The sequence below is a fragment of the Microcoleus sp. F10-B2 genome, assembly GCF_036704965.1.
Classification (GTDB): Bacteria; Cyanobacteriota; Cyanobacteriia; order Cyanobacteriales; family Microcoleaceae; genus Microcoleus.
Window position 1 is genome coordinate 19,580 of the sequence record NZ_JAUBTB010000022.1, and the last position, 17,427, is coordinate 37,006.

The 17,427-nt window shown below is 45.4% G+C and carries 15 protein-coding genes; 11 read left to right on the plus strand and 4 right to left on the minus strand.

Going from position 1 to position 17,427, the window contains the following annotated elements:
• Positions 1 to 2: 2 nt before the first annotated feature.
• From QUA99_RS11085 to QUA99_RS11110, 6 genes are all read left to right on the plus strand, one after another.
• Positions 3 to 488, plus strand: a complete 486-nt coding sequence (locus QUA99_RS11085; RefSeq protein WP_333235295.1) for a hypothetical protein — start codon at positions 3 to 5, stop codon at positions 486 to 488.
• A gap of 104 nt (positions 489 to 592) precedes the next feature.
• The gene (locus QUA99_RS11090) at positions 593 to 988 is read left to right on the plus strand and encodes a hypothetical protein (protein ID WP_333235296.1); all 396 of its coding nucleotides are present in this window, start codon (positions 593 to 595) and stop codon (positions 986 to 988) included.
• Positions 985 to 1,497 carry a hypothetical protein gene (locus tag QUA99_RS11095; protein ID WP_333235297.1) on the plus strand — a complete coding sequence of 171 codons (513 nt, stop codon included), beginning with the start codon at positions 985 to 987 and terminating at the stop codon, positions 1,495 to 1,497. The genes QUA99_RS11090 and QUA99_RS11095 overlap by 4 nt, the downstream gene beginning before the upstream one ends.
• Positions 1,498 to 1,761, plus strand: coding sequence for a hypothetical protein (locus QUA99_RS11100; RefSeq protein WP_333235298.1), 264 nt, complete (start codon positions 1,498 to 1,500; stop codon positions 1,759 to 1,761).
• Positions 1,752 to 2,303: a hypothetical protein gene (locus QUA99_RS11105; RefSeq protein ID WP_333235299.1), complete on the plus strand. Its 552-nt coding sequence runs from the start codon at positions 1,752 to 1,754 to the stop codon at positions 2,301 to 2,303. The genes QUA99_RS11100 and QUA99_RS11105 overlap by 10 nt, the downstream gene beginning before the upstream one ends.
• A gap of 252 nt (positions 2,304 to 2,555) precedes the next feature.
• Positions 2,556 to 3,794 (plus strand): IS110 family transposase, encoded by a 1,239-nt coding sequence (locus tag QUA99_RS11110; protein ID WP_333235300.1) that lies wholly within the window; start codon positions 2,556 to 2,558, stop codon positions 3,792 to 3,794.
• Positions 3,795 to 3,864: 70 nt separating this feature from the next.
• Here the strand turns inward: QUA99_RS11110 and QUA99_RS11115 are convergent, their stop codons facing one another.
• From QUA99_RS11115 to QUA99_RS11125, 3 genes are all read right to left on the minus strand, one after another.
• Positions 3,865 to 4,185 carry a glycosyltransferase family 4 protein gene (locus QUA99_RS11115; RefSeq protein ID WP_333235301.1) on the minus strand — a complete coding sequence of 107 codons (321 nt, stop codon included), beginning with the start codon at positions 4,183 to 4,185 and terminating at the stop codon, positions 3,865 to 3,867.
• A 93-nt stretch (positions 4,186 to 4,278) separates the two neighbouring features.
• Complete coding sequence (locus QUA99_RS11120; RefSeq protein ID WP_333441857.1) at positions 4,279 to 4,554, minus strand: hypothetical protein; 276 nt, start codon at positions 4,552 to 4,554, stop codon at positions 4,279 to 4,281.
• A gap of 1,316 nt (positions 4,555 to 5,870) precedes the next feature.
• The gene (locus tag QUA99_RS11125) at positions 5,871 to 6,788 is read right to left on the minus strand and encodes a histone deacetylase (RefSeq protein WP_333235304.1); all 918 of its coding nucleotides are present in this window, start codon (positions 6,786 to 6,788) and stop codon (positions 5,871 to 5,873) included.
• Positions 6,789 to 6,865: 77 nt separating this feature from the next.
• Here QUA99_RS11125 and QUA99_RS11130 point away from each other — a divergent pair, with 77 nt between their 5' ends.
• From QUA99_RS11130 to QUA99_RS11150, 5 genes are all read left to right on the plus strand, one after another.
• Positions 6,866 to 7,375, plus strand: coding sequence for a hypothetical protein (locus tag QUA99_RS11130; protein ID WP_333235305.1), 510 nt, complete (start codon positions 6,866 to 6,868; stop codon positions 7,373 to 7,375).
• Between the two features lie 703 nt (positions 7,376 to 8,078).
• Positions 8,079 to 12,800, plus strand: coding sequence for a PAS domain S-box protein (locus QUA99_RS11135; RefSeq protein WP_333235306.1), 4,722 nt, complete (start codon positions 8,079 to 8,081; stop codon positions 12,798 to 12,800).
• Entirely contained in the window at positions 12,748 to 14,775 is a 2,028-nt protein-coding gene (locus QUA99_RS11140; RefSeq protein WP_333235307.1) for an adenylate/guanylate cyclase domain-containing protein, read from the plus strand. Before QUA99_RS11135 ends, QUA99_RS11140 begins: the two co-directional genes overlap by 53 nt.
• On the plus strand, positions 14,754 to 14,957 hold the full coding sequence (locus tag QUA99_RS11145) for a hypothetical protein (RefSeq protein WP_333235308.1): 204 nt from the start codon (positions 14,754 to 14,756) through the stop codon (positions 14,955 to 14,957). Before QUA99_RS11140 ends, QUA99_RS11145 begins: the two co-directional genes overlap by 22 nt.
• 90 nt (positions 14,958 to 15,047) lie before the next feature.
• The gene (locus QUA99_RS11150; protein ID WP_333235311.1) at positions 15,048 to 15,938 is read left to right on the plus strand and encodes an alpha/beta fold hydrolase; all 891 of its coding nucleotides are present in this window, start codon (positions 15,048 to 15,050) and stop codon (positions 15,936 to 15,938) included.
• Between the two features lie 307 nt (positions 15,939 to 16,245).
• Here the strand turns inward: QUA99_RS11150 and QUA99_RS11155 are convergent, their stop codons facing one another.
• A complete protein-coding gene (locus QUA99_RS11155; RefSeq protein WP_333235312.1) occupies positions 16,246 to 17,127 on the minus strand; it encodes a Cof-type HAD-IIB family hydrolase in 882 nt (293 codons plus the stop codon).
• Between the last annotated feature and the right edge of the window lie 300 nt (positions 17,128 to 17,427).

Genomic DNA, 17,427 nt, shown 5'->3' on the forward strand with positions numbered 1-17,427 from the left:
CCATGCACAACACTTTTACTTACAGGCACGCTGACTTGCCCCCAGTTCGACCTGAAATCAAAGCCGAAATTGTTGCTTTGGGCATTCACGTTGACGATTTAATTCTGAAAAGCCAGGGTAATTTTCGCGAACTAGAGGAGCTAGCGGAAACACTAGACAACGGTCTAGACAGTTGCCAACTCAATCTCAACTCGATCCGAATAGTTGCCGACGACTCGCAGCCATCTATCAGCATGAGAGATTTGCCGATGGCAGAGAAACAAATCATTTTCTCGACAGCCCTCACGTCTTCCATCGCGATCGAGACTTTATCTTCAATTTTTGGCAAAAGCCCTCAGCAAATAGCTAGCGAGCTTTCAGAAAAAGCACAAGATTTTAGCGAAACCGTTACAAGCGGGCAAGTAAACGCAGTGATTGAAGAGTTGCTGCAAATCTGGCAAAAAAAACCGGGTCAAACGGTTTACAGAATTGAGGTTGAGGCTAATTAGCCCTCCCAACCCAGGACACGCCTAAAAATAGAAACGGTTAACCGCATTAACCGCTTCTATCAGGCGGATAAAACTGCCTTGCTATTCCTCTACCTTCATAACACATGACCGCAACCAAACCTACTGGCAGTCAGCGCCGGATCGACCAGCTTAAAGCGATCGCAATCGAGCGCGGCTTCACGAACGAAGACGCCAAACCGTTCGGCAAACTTTCTAAAACTTCCACGTGGGAAGCCCTGTTAAAACTGCACGCCGTCGAGACTGCAGACAGTGCAGACACCGTTGACTGGACTAACGACGGCTCGTTTCCTGTCTGCGGATTTACCAAGCAAAACCCGCCCATCAACTTTTTAGACTGGGTTGATTTTTCCCAACTTGTCGCATTTGCGATCGCATCGGCGGGAGCGTTCGTGCTGGCAATCTCCCTCTGGCCACAACTCGGCCCCTTAAATCTTTTCCCTCCAGTCCGCATCAACATTCAAATCGGAGCAAAGTTATGAGCTTACAATTACGCCTTTTCGGTGGCGGCCGGTCCGATGCTGGAAAACTTACTGCCAGCAATGACGGCAACCACGTGATCGACAAATCAAAAGTTTTGGCAGCTACCGATGCCGGAGTCATAACTCCCACTAATCCCGGCAACTTTTCCAGCATCCGATCGGTTCCCGTTGTCCCTAACCCTCGCTACTTCGATCGGGAACAAGCCGATCGCTTGAAGGATTTGGCAAAGGAGAAAACCGACGGAGCCCGACAATCCAAACGCGCATATAAAGCCTTGACCAAGATTGAGGAAGCCGACAAAACCGTACATAAGGAGCACAGGAAATACGAGGGTGCTGTCGCCGAAAACGAGCTTGGCAAGTTACGCGCTAACGCTGGGCTAGCCAAAAAATTGCACAATTTGCGACCCGGCTATGCACGACTGGGCTTAGGGATTGACAAGGCTGACAGCGATGCCCGCACTCGGATTGACGCCATAAAAGCCAGACTGACGGGAGGAACTAACTAAATGAAAGCGATGTATCTGGCAAATTACTTCGTTGCTGGGTGCGTCGCTTTCTCCCTTCTGGGGTGGATAGCGAGTTTGCATCCAACGGCAATGAAAATTGTTTTATTTTTGTTAGCAGCAATTGCGATTGCTTGGGGGCTGAGTTGGTTGCTTGACTACTCCCTAAGCAAGTTGCTCAAGATTTCAGTTGCTGACTTGCAAGCACTTTTAATCGGCGGTTTAGCGATGCTGCTGATTGGTTTGGGGGTGTTTTTATGCAGCTAAAACTGTTTGCGTTGAGTGCTTCTGCGGTGGTATTGTGGCTGACTCCACTGACAGCGCTCAACAAGCGCATCGGCTGGCACAAATCAGTGCAAGGTTTGAGCCTCTGCGCTGCTATTGCTTGCGCCGTGCAAGCGGGGAACATTGCCCGCCAACTGTCGGCAGAAAAGGAAATTGAGACAATTAAAACGCGCGCAATTACTGCCGACGTGATTGATGAAATCTCGACAAGTGCGTATATTTCCCAGCAAGAAAGGCAGAACGAAGCGGAACGAATTTTGAACGGCGCGCCGGAACGTTCCGATGAAGTGGAACGGTTAGAACGTTTGATGGCATTAACTTGTGACGAGCCGGAACGGCTAGAACGTTCCGAGCAAACTTCATTAATGAAGGAGGATTCTGAACGCTTAGAACAGATTTTGCAGTTAAAGGCGCGCGGTTACGGCAAGGCAAAAATTATCCTCGAATTGTGGGGAGTAAATAAAGGCGGCTCGGCTAAATACAAAGCCGCCGAAGCTGAATACAATCGCCTAGTTAACGAATAAACCGCCTGATGATGGCCGCATGACTCAGCGGCCGAAACTCCCCTTAACAAGGGAGTCGCGGGATGAGTCGCAAGGCAAGTGGCGCTTTAAGAATGAAATTAGCTTGATTGCTATCAGTTGTTCGTAAGCGCCAGCCCGCACAAACACAAATAGGACAAAATAAACGAGCCTTAATCAGTGAAGTAAGCTTAATTGCTTTTGGGAGATTCGTAGGCTCCTTTGTCCTTTCAACCCTTTCTCTCCCAAAATTAGATGAAATATTTAATCGTAGGCATTGACGTTTCTCGGTCGTCGATTGCCGCGTGTTTCCTGCTGGAAAAACCCAGTATTCCCCGTGATGACTACTTTGATGCCGATATCGAAGTGTTTCACTCGAACATTGAAAACTTGAATAAATTAAGGGCCAAAATTGAAAGCTTCAAAGCAAATAAAGTTGTAGCCATTTGCGAGCCAACCGGAATAAATTACGCGCGATTGTGGATGAACAAGCTAGCTGACTGGGGCTGCGAAATTCGCATGATCTCAAACAGCAAATTACCCAACTACAGAGCGGAACTGATGGGAAAAGAAGGCAAAAGCGGGGCAAAGACTGACGACATTGACGCTTTTGCGATCGCCTGCTGGTACTTCGACAAGCCAGAAACCAGCTACCTCAAAATTCGCGATCCCTTGGTCAGCCAAGTTAAAAGCATCTGTTTGCGACTCGAGCACCTCAACCGGGTGCAGAGTCCAATCGTCAACAGAATGAGGCAAGAGCTAGCGTGGCAGTGTCCCGAAATTGCTTTAGTGCGATCGGCAAAACTGCAAGAGGAATTGCCACCGCTGCTGTGGGGCTGGCTGGCTGGTCGCCGAAAATCCAAAAAATACGATCGCATCTTGGAGGCAACAATCGGCTCCGGTATCGAGCTTCAAACTCAGTGGGCTGCCAAGCAATACTGCGAGATTGAAGAGGAAATCTTCAAACTCAAAAAGCAGTTGGTGCAACTCATCGACAGTCCGCAGTTTACGGAGTATCGCCAAATTTTTACCAAGTTCGGGTTTGGCTATCAACTTCAGGGCTACTTGCTCGGAGCGATCTATCCGATCGAAGATTTCCTCAAAGACGGTCAGCCAGAAGTCAAGCTTCGCAAGAACCGCCAAACCGGGAAAGAATCCAAGCTTAAACTCTCAGAGCGCCGCTTCATGCGAGCCGTCGGCATGGGTGTCGTGCGGGAAGATAGCGGCCAAAAGAAGAAGGGCAAACAGTCCGGCAGCGCGCTTTGTAGAAAAGCGTTGTGGCAATGGTGTTTCACTCGCCTAGAAGTAGCTAAGAACAACCCGCCGCTAAGATTTACTTACGGTCAGGGCAAGGATGCAGAGGAAATGTCGCCGGCCGAAAACCTCAAGCGTCGCAAAAAAGGTGGTACCCCGATCAAGCTAGCCCGTCAGCGAGTGATTGCCCGGTGCATTCGGGAATTATTTAAGGAGCTGTGCAGCATTGTCAAAATCTAAAATCTAAAATCTAAAATCTAAAATCTAAAAAACCCACGGGAATAATCTGTCCGTGGGCTTTTTAATTCACTCAAAAATGTTTACAGTGAACAATTACACCAGTTTTATGGTTGTGGATGCAGTCGCGCAGTCCGTCTGTGTTACTTGCGAGTATCGGTACTGCTTGGGAATAAGCATCGTAAACTATCCGGGGCTGCTCCTCTGAAAGACTGGGAACTACAATAGCGTGATATTCTTGCAGCAACCGAAATAATTCTTTACCGCAAGCAACCGTTCCCAAAATTTGGATGTTAACCGATTTTTGCAGTTGATTGCTAAGTCTTTTGCATTCGATTAACAGTGCGCCATTGCCGAGTATATCGAGATTGACAGCAATGTTTTTCTTGTCCAAAAGTTTTATTGCTTATAACAGAACTAACACGCCTTTACTGGACTCCACTCTGCCAGCAAATAGAAGGCTGTTTGGGGAGGGAAGGTCGATGAATTAAACGTTAGAAAACGATGGTTCGCGGGTGACGATAATTGCATTTCCTGGGGCTGTTTCTTGTTGGCAGGGACTTGCTAAGGTGAAGTTTTTAAGATACCTGAAGTCTTCTGTTAGGTCTTTTGCCCACATCAGATCGACGAGAGACCTGTCACCTTTTTCATCGCAGGTGGATCTGACGTTAACGACCATCAAATAACGCTTGGTAATAGGTTCTATAAACTCGAAATCCTGTGTTTTTCCTAGTTGTTCTGAGTTGTTAGAATTAACTTGCATGCGTGACATCCTATTTATTGATTAAACGCTAGTCTATAATAAACCATAAATTGTCTGGCTCCAAAATTTGTGCGAGCGCTCGCGCTGTCTGCCGTTCATTTATGTGGTATTATACCAATTTACTAAAATAGTGCTACAGTTAGTAGGTATACCTTTTATGAATTAGTACCCAAATATAAGGAATAAAAATGTCAGTCCTGTGTCAAGATTGAAATTCTGGAAACAGAATCAGAACAGAAAGCTCTTCTGAGGAAAGAGAAAGATGCGACTCGCTACGAAAAACTGCAAGTCCTGTATTGGCTCAAGACGCAAACGGTAGAAACCGTATTATCGGCTGCTGTGCGGTTAGGAAAGCATCGTACCACAATACAAAGAGGGTTGTCTAGCTACCCTGGCGGGGGGAATAGAAAAATTATTATTCCAGAAACCCCGTTCGGGAAGACCAAAAATAATGAATCCCGAAACTCTAGAGAGATTGTCAAACCAATTGCAAGAGCCAGAAGGATTCAGTAGCTACAAAGAAGTAGATCAATGGTTGACAAGCTGCTGTGAAGTAAAAGCGGCATATCGGACAGTATATCAGTGGGCAACATATAGGCGATGGAGGAAAATAAAAAGTCTCGCGTCCCGTGAGTTAAAAACAGAAAAGTTGCGGGCAGTAGAATAATTTTAAAAAAAATGTCATCTCTAATTAAAATCAGTCTGAGCAAGAGTGATATCTTTTTAAAACAGTGGTAAAAAGTGCGATATTGGAGTGAAGATGAAAGTCGAATGGGGTTGCATACAATTCAAAGAATAAATTTGGCTGGGATCGGAATAAAACCGCAACTAAAAGTGCAAAGTATTTTTTTTTGTGGTTATAGGTCGCAGTAGAGCCGCTAACAGGAGAGGGATTTTTTTACGAGTTTACACATCTAGATACAGCGTGCTTTGAGAAATTCTTATAGCTATTTGTCAGTAAGTATCCTCTGGATTTACATATAATACAAGTAGATAATGTCGGGTTTGATAACTGTTTAAATCTGAGTATCCCATCTTAAAGTGATTTTATTGTTTCAACCTGCCTACAGCCCGGAAGTAAACCCAATAGAAAGACTCTGGGGCTAGATAAAAGAACAATTGAAATGGTTGAGATTTGAACAAATAGAAGAGTTGAGAGCGACACTGCAAAAAGAGTTAAAAAAGTTGACGTTGGAAGTCATTGCTTCTTTAACGGGATGGCAATTTATTTTAGAAACCATATCTGTAGCACGACTTTAGGAAACTGATATTAACTAAATTTATCTAGATTTTTGTCGCCGCATAATTTACAAATCTTAAAGTTTATATTGCCTGTAGGCTTGACTTGCGGCTCGGTGCAGCAGCGAATGCCGGTAAACTAACCCATTCATGTCGTCGGAATAGCCACCGCCAATCACGCAGGCAACGGGATAGCCACCAGCCAAACACGCCATCAAAACTTGCATTTCCCGGCGAAATAACCCCGTATCAGTTAAAGCTAATTTCCCCAGTTTGTCGCCGTGATGAGGGTCTACTCCTGCATCGTACAAAACTAAATCAGGCTTGACATTTGAAAGCAAACCTGGTAAAAAATTATCCAATGTTTGTAAATATTCGTCGTCCTCCATGCCGACAGGCAAAGGTACATCTAAATCACCCTTTTGTTTAGTGCCGGGAAAATTGACTTCGCAGTGCATCGAGAAAGTAAAAACGCTGCTGTCATCTTGGAAAATTACTGCGGTTCCGTCTCCTTGATGTACATCTAAATCGACAATTAAAACTTTGCGAACTAAACCCAATTGTTGGAGGACGCGGGAGGCGATCGCCAAATCATTAAAAATACAAAAACCAGACCCAAAAGCAGGGAAGGCGTGATGAGTTCCGCCTGCTGTATTGCAAGCCAAACCGCACTCTAAGGCGAGCTTTGCAGTTAGTACCGTCCCTGCAACAGCAGTGCAAGTGCGGTTAGCCAGGGCCAAACTCCAAGGCAGACCAATTCGCCTCAGAGCTTTGTTCTCAAGCGTGCCGTTGCAGTAAGCTTGAACGTAGCGTTGGTCGTGGACTAATTCAATCCATTCTTGAGGGGGAAGTTCGGGAGCGTGAAATTGCGATTTATCTGCTACCCCGTCCGCCAGCAGCATCTGGTAAAGCATCCGGAACTTTGCCATCGGGAAGCGGTGATCCGGCGGCAGGGGTGCAACGTAATTTTCGTGGTAGATAATTGGTAAGTCCATTAAAATTATTGTATAACGAATGAATCTTCCATTGAAAGCCTGCAATTTCAAATTTCAAGTCGCTGGAGAACCTGTATATGCAACAACTAAAAACAGTCTGGCAGTCCGGCAGCACCGACCCCGAAAATGCTGACAATCTCGATAATATCAGTCAGTGGTGGGGAAACCTCAACGGCAAAGAAATTAGCTGGGTAGAGCGACTGATTCCGCAAATCGGCGGTCTGAGCGAAATTCACTGGCACCCCCAGCGTTTTGACGAAACATTTGTGATAGTCAATCCCCAAATTCGTGAGGATACTCTCTATTGGTACAAACGCGGTTCTCCTGTCCAACGTCACAACACTGTTCAAAAATTAGAACTAGACAACTTGCAACAGTACTTGTACATATATCCTCAGTTGGAATCGGAACTTGTAATTCGCATAGGAAGTGCCAAAGTCAAATATCAAACACTTGAATTAAACAATCCAGAAATCGCTTTGGGAGAAGATAATATGCTTCTGCTGTGGGAGGCTGACCAAGAACTAGAAATTAAAATTAACTTCAGCAATGAAAATATTGCTAAGCTTAAGGAATTGCTGCGTTAGAAAATACTGGAAAAAGAGTTGAGATGGCAGGCTTTGGGTGCGGGATGAGCGATCTATACTCGTTAGTTACCTATCAAGATATTAAGACTTATGCGCGGGTGCGTCAAAACCAGATTTTTTTCACGAAAAGACGCGTTGCAGCCCGGGGCAACAGTAAACAACCCGGTGGTTGAGCGCAGCCAAAGCCCAGTTTATTCGCCTTGGGTCGCGTCCAGGTGTATATTTCTGCTAAAACCCTTTGAAGGTAGCAGCATAATGTCAAGAAGCTTGCGTTATCCTCCTGGGACTTTTAATGCTAAAGTCAAGCAAAAAACTGTCTCGGGTGCATCAACCGGGTTGTACGAAAATACTTCGTGGCAGCCTTGGAACAGAGGTAAAAAAACCGGTTTGTTTGGTCGGGATTGCCTAAGTCATGATATTTTTGGCAGACTAAATTTTTACATTTTTACCGTAAATAAGGGGATTTTTTACATTCATAAAAATTGGCTAACAGCGGTTAATTTGAGTTGCTAACTTATAAAAAAAATCGAAATAAAGAAATGAATAGAAGGTGCGTTATTCGCGAGCTAATATCTAAAATCAATCCTCTTTCTGGTGAGCTTAATTTTTTTAATGAAGAATTTTTGCTGGAAGACAAGTGCTAGATTTATTAAACCATTTATCTGCTGTTAACACTATAAAATTGAGAAGGGCAATACAAAAGATGGTGATCGAAAAAGAAAATATTCACATTTTAATTATTGATAACCAGCCCAACCACCTCCGGTTTCTATCAAATGTCTTGACGAAAGAAGGGTATAAAGTTCAGCGGGCAATTTCGGGAGAAATGGCGGTCAATGCTAAGTTTACTGTTCTCCCAGATTTGATTTTGCTAGATATTGCCATGCCCAAAATGAACGGCTACGAAGTCTGTGAAAGACTGAAAGCTAACAAAAAGACTCGGGAAATTCCGGTGATTTTCTTAAGCATTTTTAATGAAACTTTTCACAAAGTCAGAGCTTTTGAAGTCGGTGGTGTTGACTACATTACTAAACCTTTTCAAGTAGAAGAAGTTTTAGTGCGTATCGAAAGTCAATTGACTATCCAACAGCTATCGAAACAATTAAAACAGCAGAATACCCAACTGCAACGAGAGGTAGAATTTCGGAAGGAGACAGAAAAAGCACTCCGGGAAAGCAAAGAGCAGTTGCAAAAATTAGCGCTAAATATACCAGGAGTTATTTATCAATTTGTGAATAGGTCAGAGGGGACTTTTCAATTTGAATATATCAGTTATGCTTGTCGGGATATTTACGAATTAGAGAGTGAGGAGATTTTGAAAAATCCTGACTTGTGCTTCGCTCAAAATCATCCGGATGACCAACACTATCTGGTCAAACAAATTGCTACTAGCGCTAAAACTTTAGAACCTTTTGCCTTTGAATGGCGGATTGTTACACCGTCGGGGAAACTCAAATGGTTGCAATCTAATTCTCGACCAGAAATGCGTAATAATGGCGATATTGTTTGGTATGGCGTACTTTTTGATATCAGCGATCGCAAGCAAGCAGAAATAGAAATGACAGGAGCTAAAGCTGCTTTAGAACGGCAAGTGCAGCGAGAACTGCTGATTGCAAAAATAACTCAAGAAATTCGATCGAGCTTGCAGCCCGAACAAATATTTCAAATAGCTGCAACTCAAATCGGTTTGGCATTCTGCGTCAATCGCTGTTTGATTCATACTTACGTTACTACCCCCCAAGTCGATATTCCTCTGGCGGCCGAGTATTGCGAACCCGAGTGCGAATCTATTCGGAACGTACCCATTCCAATTTGGGGCAATCCTCACGTGGTACAAATGATGATACAAGATCTGGCGATCGCCTCCAACAATGTTTACTCAGACCCTCTTTTGCAAGCGGTTCAACCGATTTGTCACAAGGTTGGGTTGAAATCGATGCTGGCAATTCGCACTTCCTACCAAGGCAGGGCAAACGGCGCTATCTGCTTGCACCAGTGCGATCGCTACCGGGAATGGACGTGCGATGAAATCGACTTGTTAGAAGCTGTGGCGGCTCAAGTAGGGATTGCGATGGCTCAAGCTAAACTGATCGATCGAGAAAAAAACCGGCTTGTGCAGCTCGATCGGCAAAATAAACTGCTGCAAGCAGAAATTCGCACCCGCATCTGCGCTGAGCAAGCTCTGCAAGAATCTGAAGCAGAATTACGGGCTATTTTTGCCGCCATGACTGACACAGTTTTAGTGAGAAATGCAGAAGGGCGCTGCATCAAAATCGCCCCGACAGCAACGGCAAATTTGGTGAAACCTCCAAGCGAAATGATTAACAGAACTGCTCACGAAGTCTTGCCGGAACCTGTGGCAGATTTGGTATTAAATGCCATCCAACAAGTTCTAAAAACGAAGCAAAGTATCAATGTTGAATATAGCTTTACAGTCGGAGATCGCGAAGTTTGCCTCGACGCTAAAGTTTCTCCGCTTTCTCCTGAATCAGTGATTATCGTAGCGCGAGATATTAGCGACCGCAAACAAACAGAATCTGCACTCCGAGAAAGCCAGCACTTCATTCAGGCGATCGCCGATTCCAATCCCAACCTATTGTACGTTTACGATTTAATTGAACAGCGGAATGTCTACACCAACAGACAAATTGCGGCGATACTAGGGTACAGCGCCCAAGAAATACAAGATATGGGTATAGCAATGATGCCAACGCTGCTCAACCCCGACGATTTGCCAGAGTATTTTCAAAGCGTCCAAAAAGTGGAGCGAGCCAAAGACGGCGATGTCATTGAATGCCAATACCGGATGAGGCACAAAAACGGTGAATGGCGCTGGATGCACAGTTGGGATACAGTATTTCTCAGAACAAGTGATGGTAAACCCAAACAAGTTCTCGGCACCGCTAATGACATCACAGACCGCAAATTAGCCGAAGAGAAACTGCTAGCATCGCAGCAAAGAATCTCATTTTTATTGCAGCAAACGCCGATCGCAGTTATCGAGTTAAACCTCAATTTAGAAATTATCACTTGGAATCCCGCGGCCGTTGCTATTTTTGGCTACAGCGAGCAAGAAGCGAAAGGGAGAGTCGCCTCCGATTTGATCGTACCTGAAAGCTACCACGAGCAAGTATCTGAGATTTTCAATCACGGCTGGAACGCCAAATCCAGCGTCACTTCCAAAAATCTGACCAAAGACGGCAGAATTATCATCTGCGAGTGGTACAATACTCAGCTAATTGACGATAACGGTACAGCGATCGGCATTGCTTTAATGGCTCTAGATATTACCGAACGCAAGCAAGCAGAAACCGAACTGCAAGAAAGTGCTTTACGACAAAGAGCGATCGCCCGCATCATTGAAAGCATGCGGCAGACTTTAGATATCCGAGAAATTTTTCACGCCACAACCCGAGAATTGCGCGAAACCATGAAGTGCGATCGAGTCGCCATTTACCGTTTCAATCCAGACTGGAGCGGCGAATTTGTAGCCGAATCCCTTGACTGCAAATGGGTTTCTTTCATCCAATCACAAGAACTCGATTCTAAGCTTACTGAAGACGCTTTAGATAGCGAACTTTGCCTCGTCCAAAAGTTAGATAGCACTTCACAAGAAGTCCACGATACCTATTTGCAAGAAACCCAAGGCGGAGCCTACAGCCGAGGTAGAACTTACCTTTGTGTCCCAGATATTTACAAGCAAGGCTTCGATAATTGTTACATCCAATTGCTAGAAAAATTTCAAGCTAAATCCTACATTATTGTGCCTATTTTCTGCGGCAAAAAGCTCTGGGGGCTACTAGCATCCTATCAAAATTCAGCTCCCCGCCAGTGGAGCGAATCTGAAATCAACGTTGCAGTTGATGTAGGCACTCAGCTAGGAGTAGCATTGCAGCAAGCCGAATTGCTCGCCCGGACTCAAAGGCAGTCAATGGAACTTATTAAAGCCAAAGAAAACGCCGAAGTTGCTAACCGCGCCAAAAGTCAATTTCTCGCTTCCATGAGCCACGAACTCCGCACACCTCTCAACGCGATACTCGGTTTTTCCCAAGTTATGGCTCGCAACAGTTCCATAACAGAAGAACAAAAAGAATACATAAAAATTATCAACCGCAGCGGCGAACATTTGCTGGATCTCATCAATGATGTTTTGTCCATGTCTAAAATAGAAGCAGGTCAAATTACCATCAATAAAAGCCGCTTCAACCTATACAACCTTCTCAACAGCATCAAAGAAATGCTGCAACTAAAAGCCAACTCAAAAGGCTTGCACCTAATCTTTGAACATACTGGCGAGTTGCCGCATTATATTCAAACAGACGAAGCTAAATTGCGGCAAGTTTTAATTAACCTGCTCGGGAATGCGATTAAATTTACTCAAAAAGGAACAGTTACTTTGCGTGTCAGCAGCCAAGTAGAAAATAACACCACAGTCGTAGAAAAAAAATCCCAATTATATTTTGAAATTATCGACACAGGCCCCGGCATTTCTCCGTCGGAAATTTCCACATTATTCAAGCCCTTCGTTCAAACCGAAACAGGTCTGAAATCAATGCAGGGAACTGGTCTCGGATTGCCGATCAGTCAACAGTTTGTCCGGATTATGGGAGGTGATATTGCTGTTAAAAGTCAACTCGGTCAAGGCACAACTTTCACCTTTAGTATCCACGTTAACTTAGTAACAGAAAGTGACGAACAACAAAAAACGGCGGTCAAACAAGTTATTGGTTTAGAAGCCGGACAACAAACTTATCGGATATTAATAGTTGAAGATGTAGCGGAAAATCGCCAACTGCTGCTTCAGCTCCTTGTACCGCTGGGATTTGAAGTCCGCGAAGCAACTAACGGTCAAGAAGGAATTGCTTTGCATTCAACTTGGAAGCCGCACCTGATCTTAATGGATATGCTAATGCCAGTGATGGACGGGTACGAAGCGACAAGACTGATCAAGCAAACTCCAGAAGGTCAAAAAACAATAATTATTGCTCTGACTGCCAGTGCCTTTGACGAGCAGCGGCAGATGATTTTGTCTGCTGGTTGTAACGATTTGATTTGTAAACCATTTCGGGAAGATGTACTCTTTAAAAAGATAGCGGATTATCTGAACGTGCGTTATATTTATCAGGAAGAAAACTCATCTACTTCTTTTTCAGCACCGACACTGCTCGAAAGTTTGACTACCGAGGATTTGAGTGTAATGCCCACAGACTGGGTGGTAGAATTGTACCGAGCAGCACTTTGCGTTGACGACAAGCGCATCCTCGAACTCATTGAGGAAATTCCCGAAACTGAGGCAAATCTCGCTAAGGCTTTAACAGATTTAGTCGATAATTTTCGGATAGATATCATTATCGATTTAACTCAATTATATTATGATGAACGACCATCCATTACCAGCAAATCCCAGAGACATTCTGATTGTTGATGATATGCCGGACAACTTGCGACTTTTAGCCACTATGCTGACATCTTACGGCTATCAAGTCAGGAAAGCTATTAACGGACAACTGGCTCTGCAAGGGGCGCAAATATCTCCTCCGGATCTAATTTTACTAGATATTAATATGCCGAAAATGAACGGATATGAAGTTTGTGAGAATTTAAAGTTAAGTGAAAAAACTAAAGATATTCCGGTAATTTTTATTAGCGCGCTAGATGACGTGCTGGAGAAAGTTAAAGCTTTTCAAGTAGGAGGAGTAGATTATATTACTAAGCCGTTTCAAGTAGAAGAAGTCTTGGCCCGCGTCGAAAACCAACTTTCCCTTCGTTCGCTGCAATCGAAACTGGAACAGCAAGCTAGAGAACTGCACGATCGCAATTCTAGATTGCAGGAAGAAATCGCAGAACGGCAGCGGGCTGAAGAATCAATCCGGTTTTTGCTGGAAACTACGCGGGCGATCGGCGAAGCTGCAGACTTCCACTCAGCTTTAGAAGTAATTCTGCACCAAGTTGGCGAAACAATCGGATGGGATGTAGGAGAAGCTTGGATTCCCGATGCAGAAGGAACTGTCCTGCAATCTGCCCGGGGCTGGTATGCCAGCAACCCCAGCATGGAATCGTTCCGCCGCCAAAGCGAACAACTGACATTTGCCAGGAATATAGGGCTGCCGGGACGAGTTTGGACATCCAAGCAACCGGAATGGGTAGAAGATATTTCCCGGGGCTACCCGCATTTTCTCCGAAGTCAAATAGCACTAGAACTCGGATTCAAAGCGGGTTTTGGAATACCGATTTTGATAGGCGATGAAGTATTAGCAGTGCTAGTTTTCTTTAAAATTTCATCTTGTCGCAAAGACGCGCGATTTATAGACGTTTTTAATGCTGTCGGCACTCAATTAGGTTCTTTAATTCAGCGCAAACAAGCCGAAGAATTGCTGCGGATTGCTGAAGAAAGATATCACAGCATTGTAGAAAATGCGATGGAAGGCATTTTTCAAAGCACGCCTTCAGGAGGCTATCTCAGCGCTAATCCAGCTTTGGCAAAATTGTACGGTTACGACTCGCCAGAAGCACTGATGTCCGAGATTAAAAATATTGCTCAGCAACTGTACGTTGACCCGGAACGCCGCCTCGAATTTGTGGCTGCTATGGAGGCGGAAAATGCCGTTTTGGGGTTTGAATCTATGGTATGTCGCAAAGACGGGCGCCGGATTTGGGTGTCAGAAAATGTTCGGGCTGTTCGAGATTCAAAAGGTGATCTGCTCTACTATGAGGGTACTGTTTCTGACATTACAGAGCGCAAATTAGCGCAAGAAGCGCTAAAAGTTCAACAAGAACAAAGCGAGAAGTTGCTGTTAAATATTTTACCCAAACCAATCGCAGAACGGTTGAAGGCGGAGCAAAGCACGATCGCCGACAGTTTTGCCGAAGTAAGTGTTTTATTTGCTGATATTGTTGGCTTTACTGAACTGTCTGCTAGAATGTCTCCCAGGGAGTTGGTAAAGCGCTTGAACGTGATTTTTTCCCACTTCGACCAGTTAGCTGAAAAGTACGGTGTGGAGAAAATTAAGACTATTGGCGATGCTTACATGGTAGTCGGGGGATTGCCTACGCCGAGACATGACCACGCCGAGGCGATCGCCCAAATGGCCCTGGGAATGCAGGCAAAAATAGCAAAGTTGTCCGCCGAGACAGGAGAAAAACTGGCAATTCGCGTCGGCATCAATTCCGGGCCGGTAGTTGCGGGAGTAATTGGTGTGAGCAAGTTCACCTATGATTTGTGGGGAGATACGGTGAATGTAGCAGCGAGGATGGAAGCTACGGGTTTTGCAGGCAGCATTCAAGTTACTGATGTTACTTATAAGCTTTTGAAAAATAAGTATCTGTTTGAGAGGCGAGGCGTGATTCCAGTAAAAGGTAAGGGGGATATGATGACTTATTGGTTGCTGCAAAACAAGTAAAAATTGGAAATTGGGATTTGAAGGAAGAAGGAAGAAGGAAGTTCGGCAACGAGCAATGTACGGGATGTAACGGATGTAACGGATGTCAGTCCGATGTCCGTCGGAAGAAGGAAAAAGGGGAAGAAAGAAGGAAGTATGTTTATGTATTTAACCTGATATCTTCCATCCTTTTCAAAAGTTGAATGTTCTTGTGGGGCGTTGCTCCGACGCCGCCGAGAGAGGGATTGTGCTGGTATGATGAAATAAGTTAACGAAAATTTACATTTAGAGTCGTGACAGCACAACAGCTAGTATCTGCAACGAGTTTTGAAAAGCTAATTTGGACTTGGAAAGGTCACAAAATCCAATATACCGTCCAAGGAACCGGTCGCCCTCTGATCTTGATTCACGGATTTGGGGCTTCGATCGGACATTGGCGGCAAAATATCCCCGTACTCGCGGCGGGCGGCTATCGTGTATTTGCTTTGGACTTGCTGGGATTCGGTGCTTCCGCCAAACCAGCCCTAGATTACACTCTGGAATTGTGGGAAGAATTGCTGACAGATTTCTCGGCCGATATGGTACAGGAACCGGCTGTATTTGTCGGGAATTCGATCGGCGCTTTGCTGAGTTTGATGGTAGTCGCCAACCATCCAGAAATATCAGCAGGCGGAGTCTTAATCAACTGTGCCGGCGGGCTCAACCACCGGCCCGACGAACTGAATTTCCCGCTGCGAATAGTGATGGGGACTTTTACTAAATTAGTTCGATCGCCCCTGATCGGCCCGTTTGTTTTCAACAACATCCGCCAAAAACACCGCATCCGCAACACCCTGCGCCAAGTCTACAGAAACCCCGAAGCCATCACCGACGAACTCGTAGAACTCCTCCACGCCCCCTCCTGCGAGCCCGGAGCTCAACAGGTGTTTGCCTCGATTCTCACGGCCCCAGCAGGCCCTCAACCGTCAGAATTGCTGCCCAAAGTCGATCGTCCGTTATTGGTACTTTGGGGCGCAGACGACCCCTGGACGCCAATCGCCGGCAGCCAAATTTATCAACAATTGGCCGCCAACGGTAAACCAGTGAAATTTGTGTCAATTCCCAACACGGGCCACTGTCCCCACGACGAGCGCCCGAGTGAAGTCAACGCTCTGATTTTGGACTGGCTGCTGGAATTGAAGTAAAATTTTTCTGCTCGATCCAATCGGGGGCGATCCATCAAAACTCTTACATTGCAAAGGTTCTGCCTCGCTCCACCCCACCGACACCCCCGCAGCAGCCGACTCAAAAAACAATTTTTGGAAAAAGTATTGACACAATTTACTGAGTCAGCTATATTGATGGACGTGTGAGGAGCGAACCAGTAAGAGCACCGAGACGAAACACGGCCAGTCGTCGGTGCTCTTTCTGTTGAAAGGCATTTTTAAAATTGTAGGGACACGGCACTGCCGTGTCCCTATAATTTTGGGAAAATTATTATTGCTACAAATATCAACGATCGCCCAAAACAAATTGTTCGATCGCCGCCGCCACCCCGTCTTCCTCCACATCCGGTGCCACCCAATCAGCAGCAGCCTTCACCCCATCAGGAGCATTGCCCATCGCCACGCCCACACCCGCGTAGGCAATCATTTCTAGATCGTTAAAATTGTCGCCGATCGCCATCACATTCGCCGCCTGCAAACCCAAAAGTTCCTCCGCTAAATACTGCACGGCATCTCCCTTATTCGCCGAAGGATGCGTAGCTTCAAAAAAAGTAGCAACAGATCGAGTCAAATAAAGCTCCGCAGGCGTGTAGCGCTGCTTCATACTGCTGAGCAAGCCGTCGAGTACCCCCGGATTCTTGCACAAAGCCAAAACTTTCGTCGGTTCCCCCGGAATATCTCTTCGCAAATCTTTAAGCGCCATCGGTTGAATCCCGGCTCGTTCGGCATAAATTCGGGTAGCTTCGGTAATTTCCGGCACGTAAAGTTGGTCGTCTATGTAGAAATGGATCGAAAGGAGCGATCGCAAATGCGCTTCTTCAAAATAATCTAACAGTTGCAGAGCAGTTTGTTTCGACAGTGGCAAGTGGCGCAGCCGTTTTTCACTAGCCGGATCTTGAATCCACGCGCCCTGGTAGCAAATCAGCGGCAATGTTGAGCCGATGTCGCGGTGAAAACGCAAAGCTGAGCTGTACATTCTGCCCGTAGCGACGGCCACTTTTACTCCCCGCGACGAGGCCGCCAAAATTGCCTGCTTGACTGGTTCTCGGATGGTATTTGACAAACCTGCGATCGTGCCGTCTATATCCACTACCAGCAATTGAATGTCTGCGGTGCCAAAAGCGCGATCGGTCGCCTTAGCTGGATTTGAGGCAGTTATATTCTGCATGATTGTTTTTAGATTTTAGCTGTTGAGTTGCACGCACCAGTTTATTTTGGCACTGGCGCGATGATAGCAAAGTGCGACTTCTGATTTTTTGAATACTAAAATATAGATAAATAAGCGCCAAAAAAAGTATCTAGGAGGAGCATTTAGAGACTGGTTTAGCTCAGCTATATAATATAGCAATCCTAAATCATTTGTGCATTTCTTACTCCCTCCCCTTGCTAAGGGGAGGGTTGGGGTGGGGTAAAAAATTTACGACTCCTGCAAGGATTGCTATAGCAGCCAGTTTACTGTCGTAAAAAT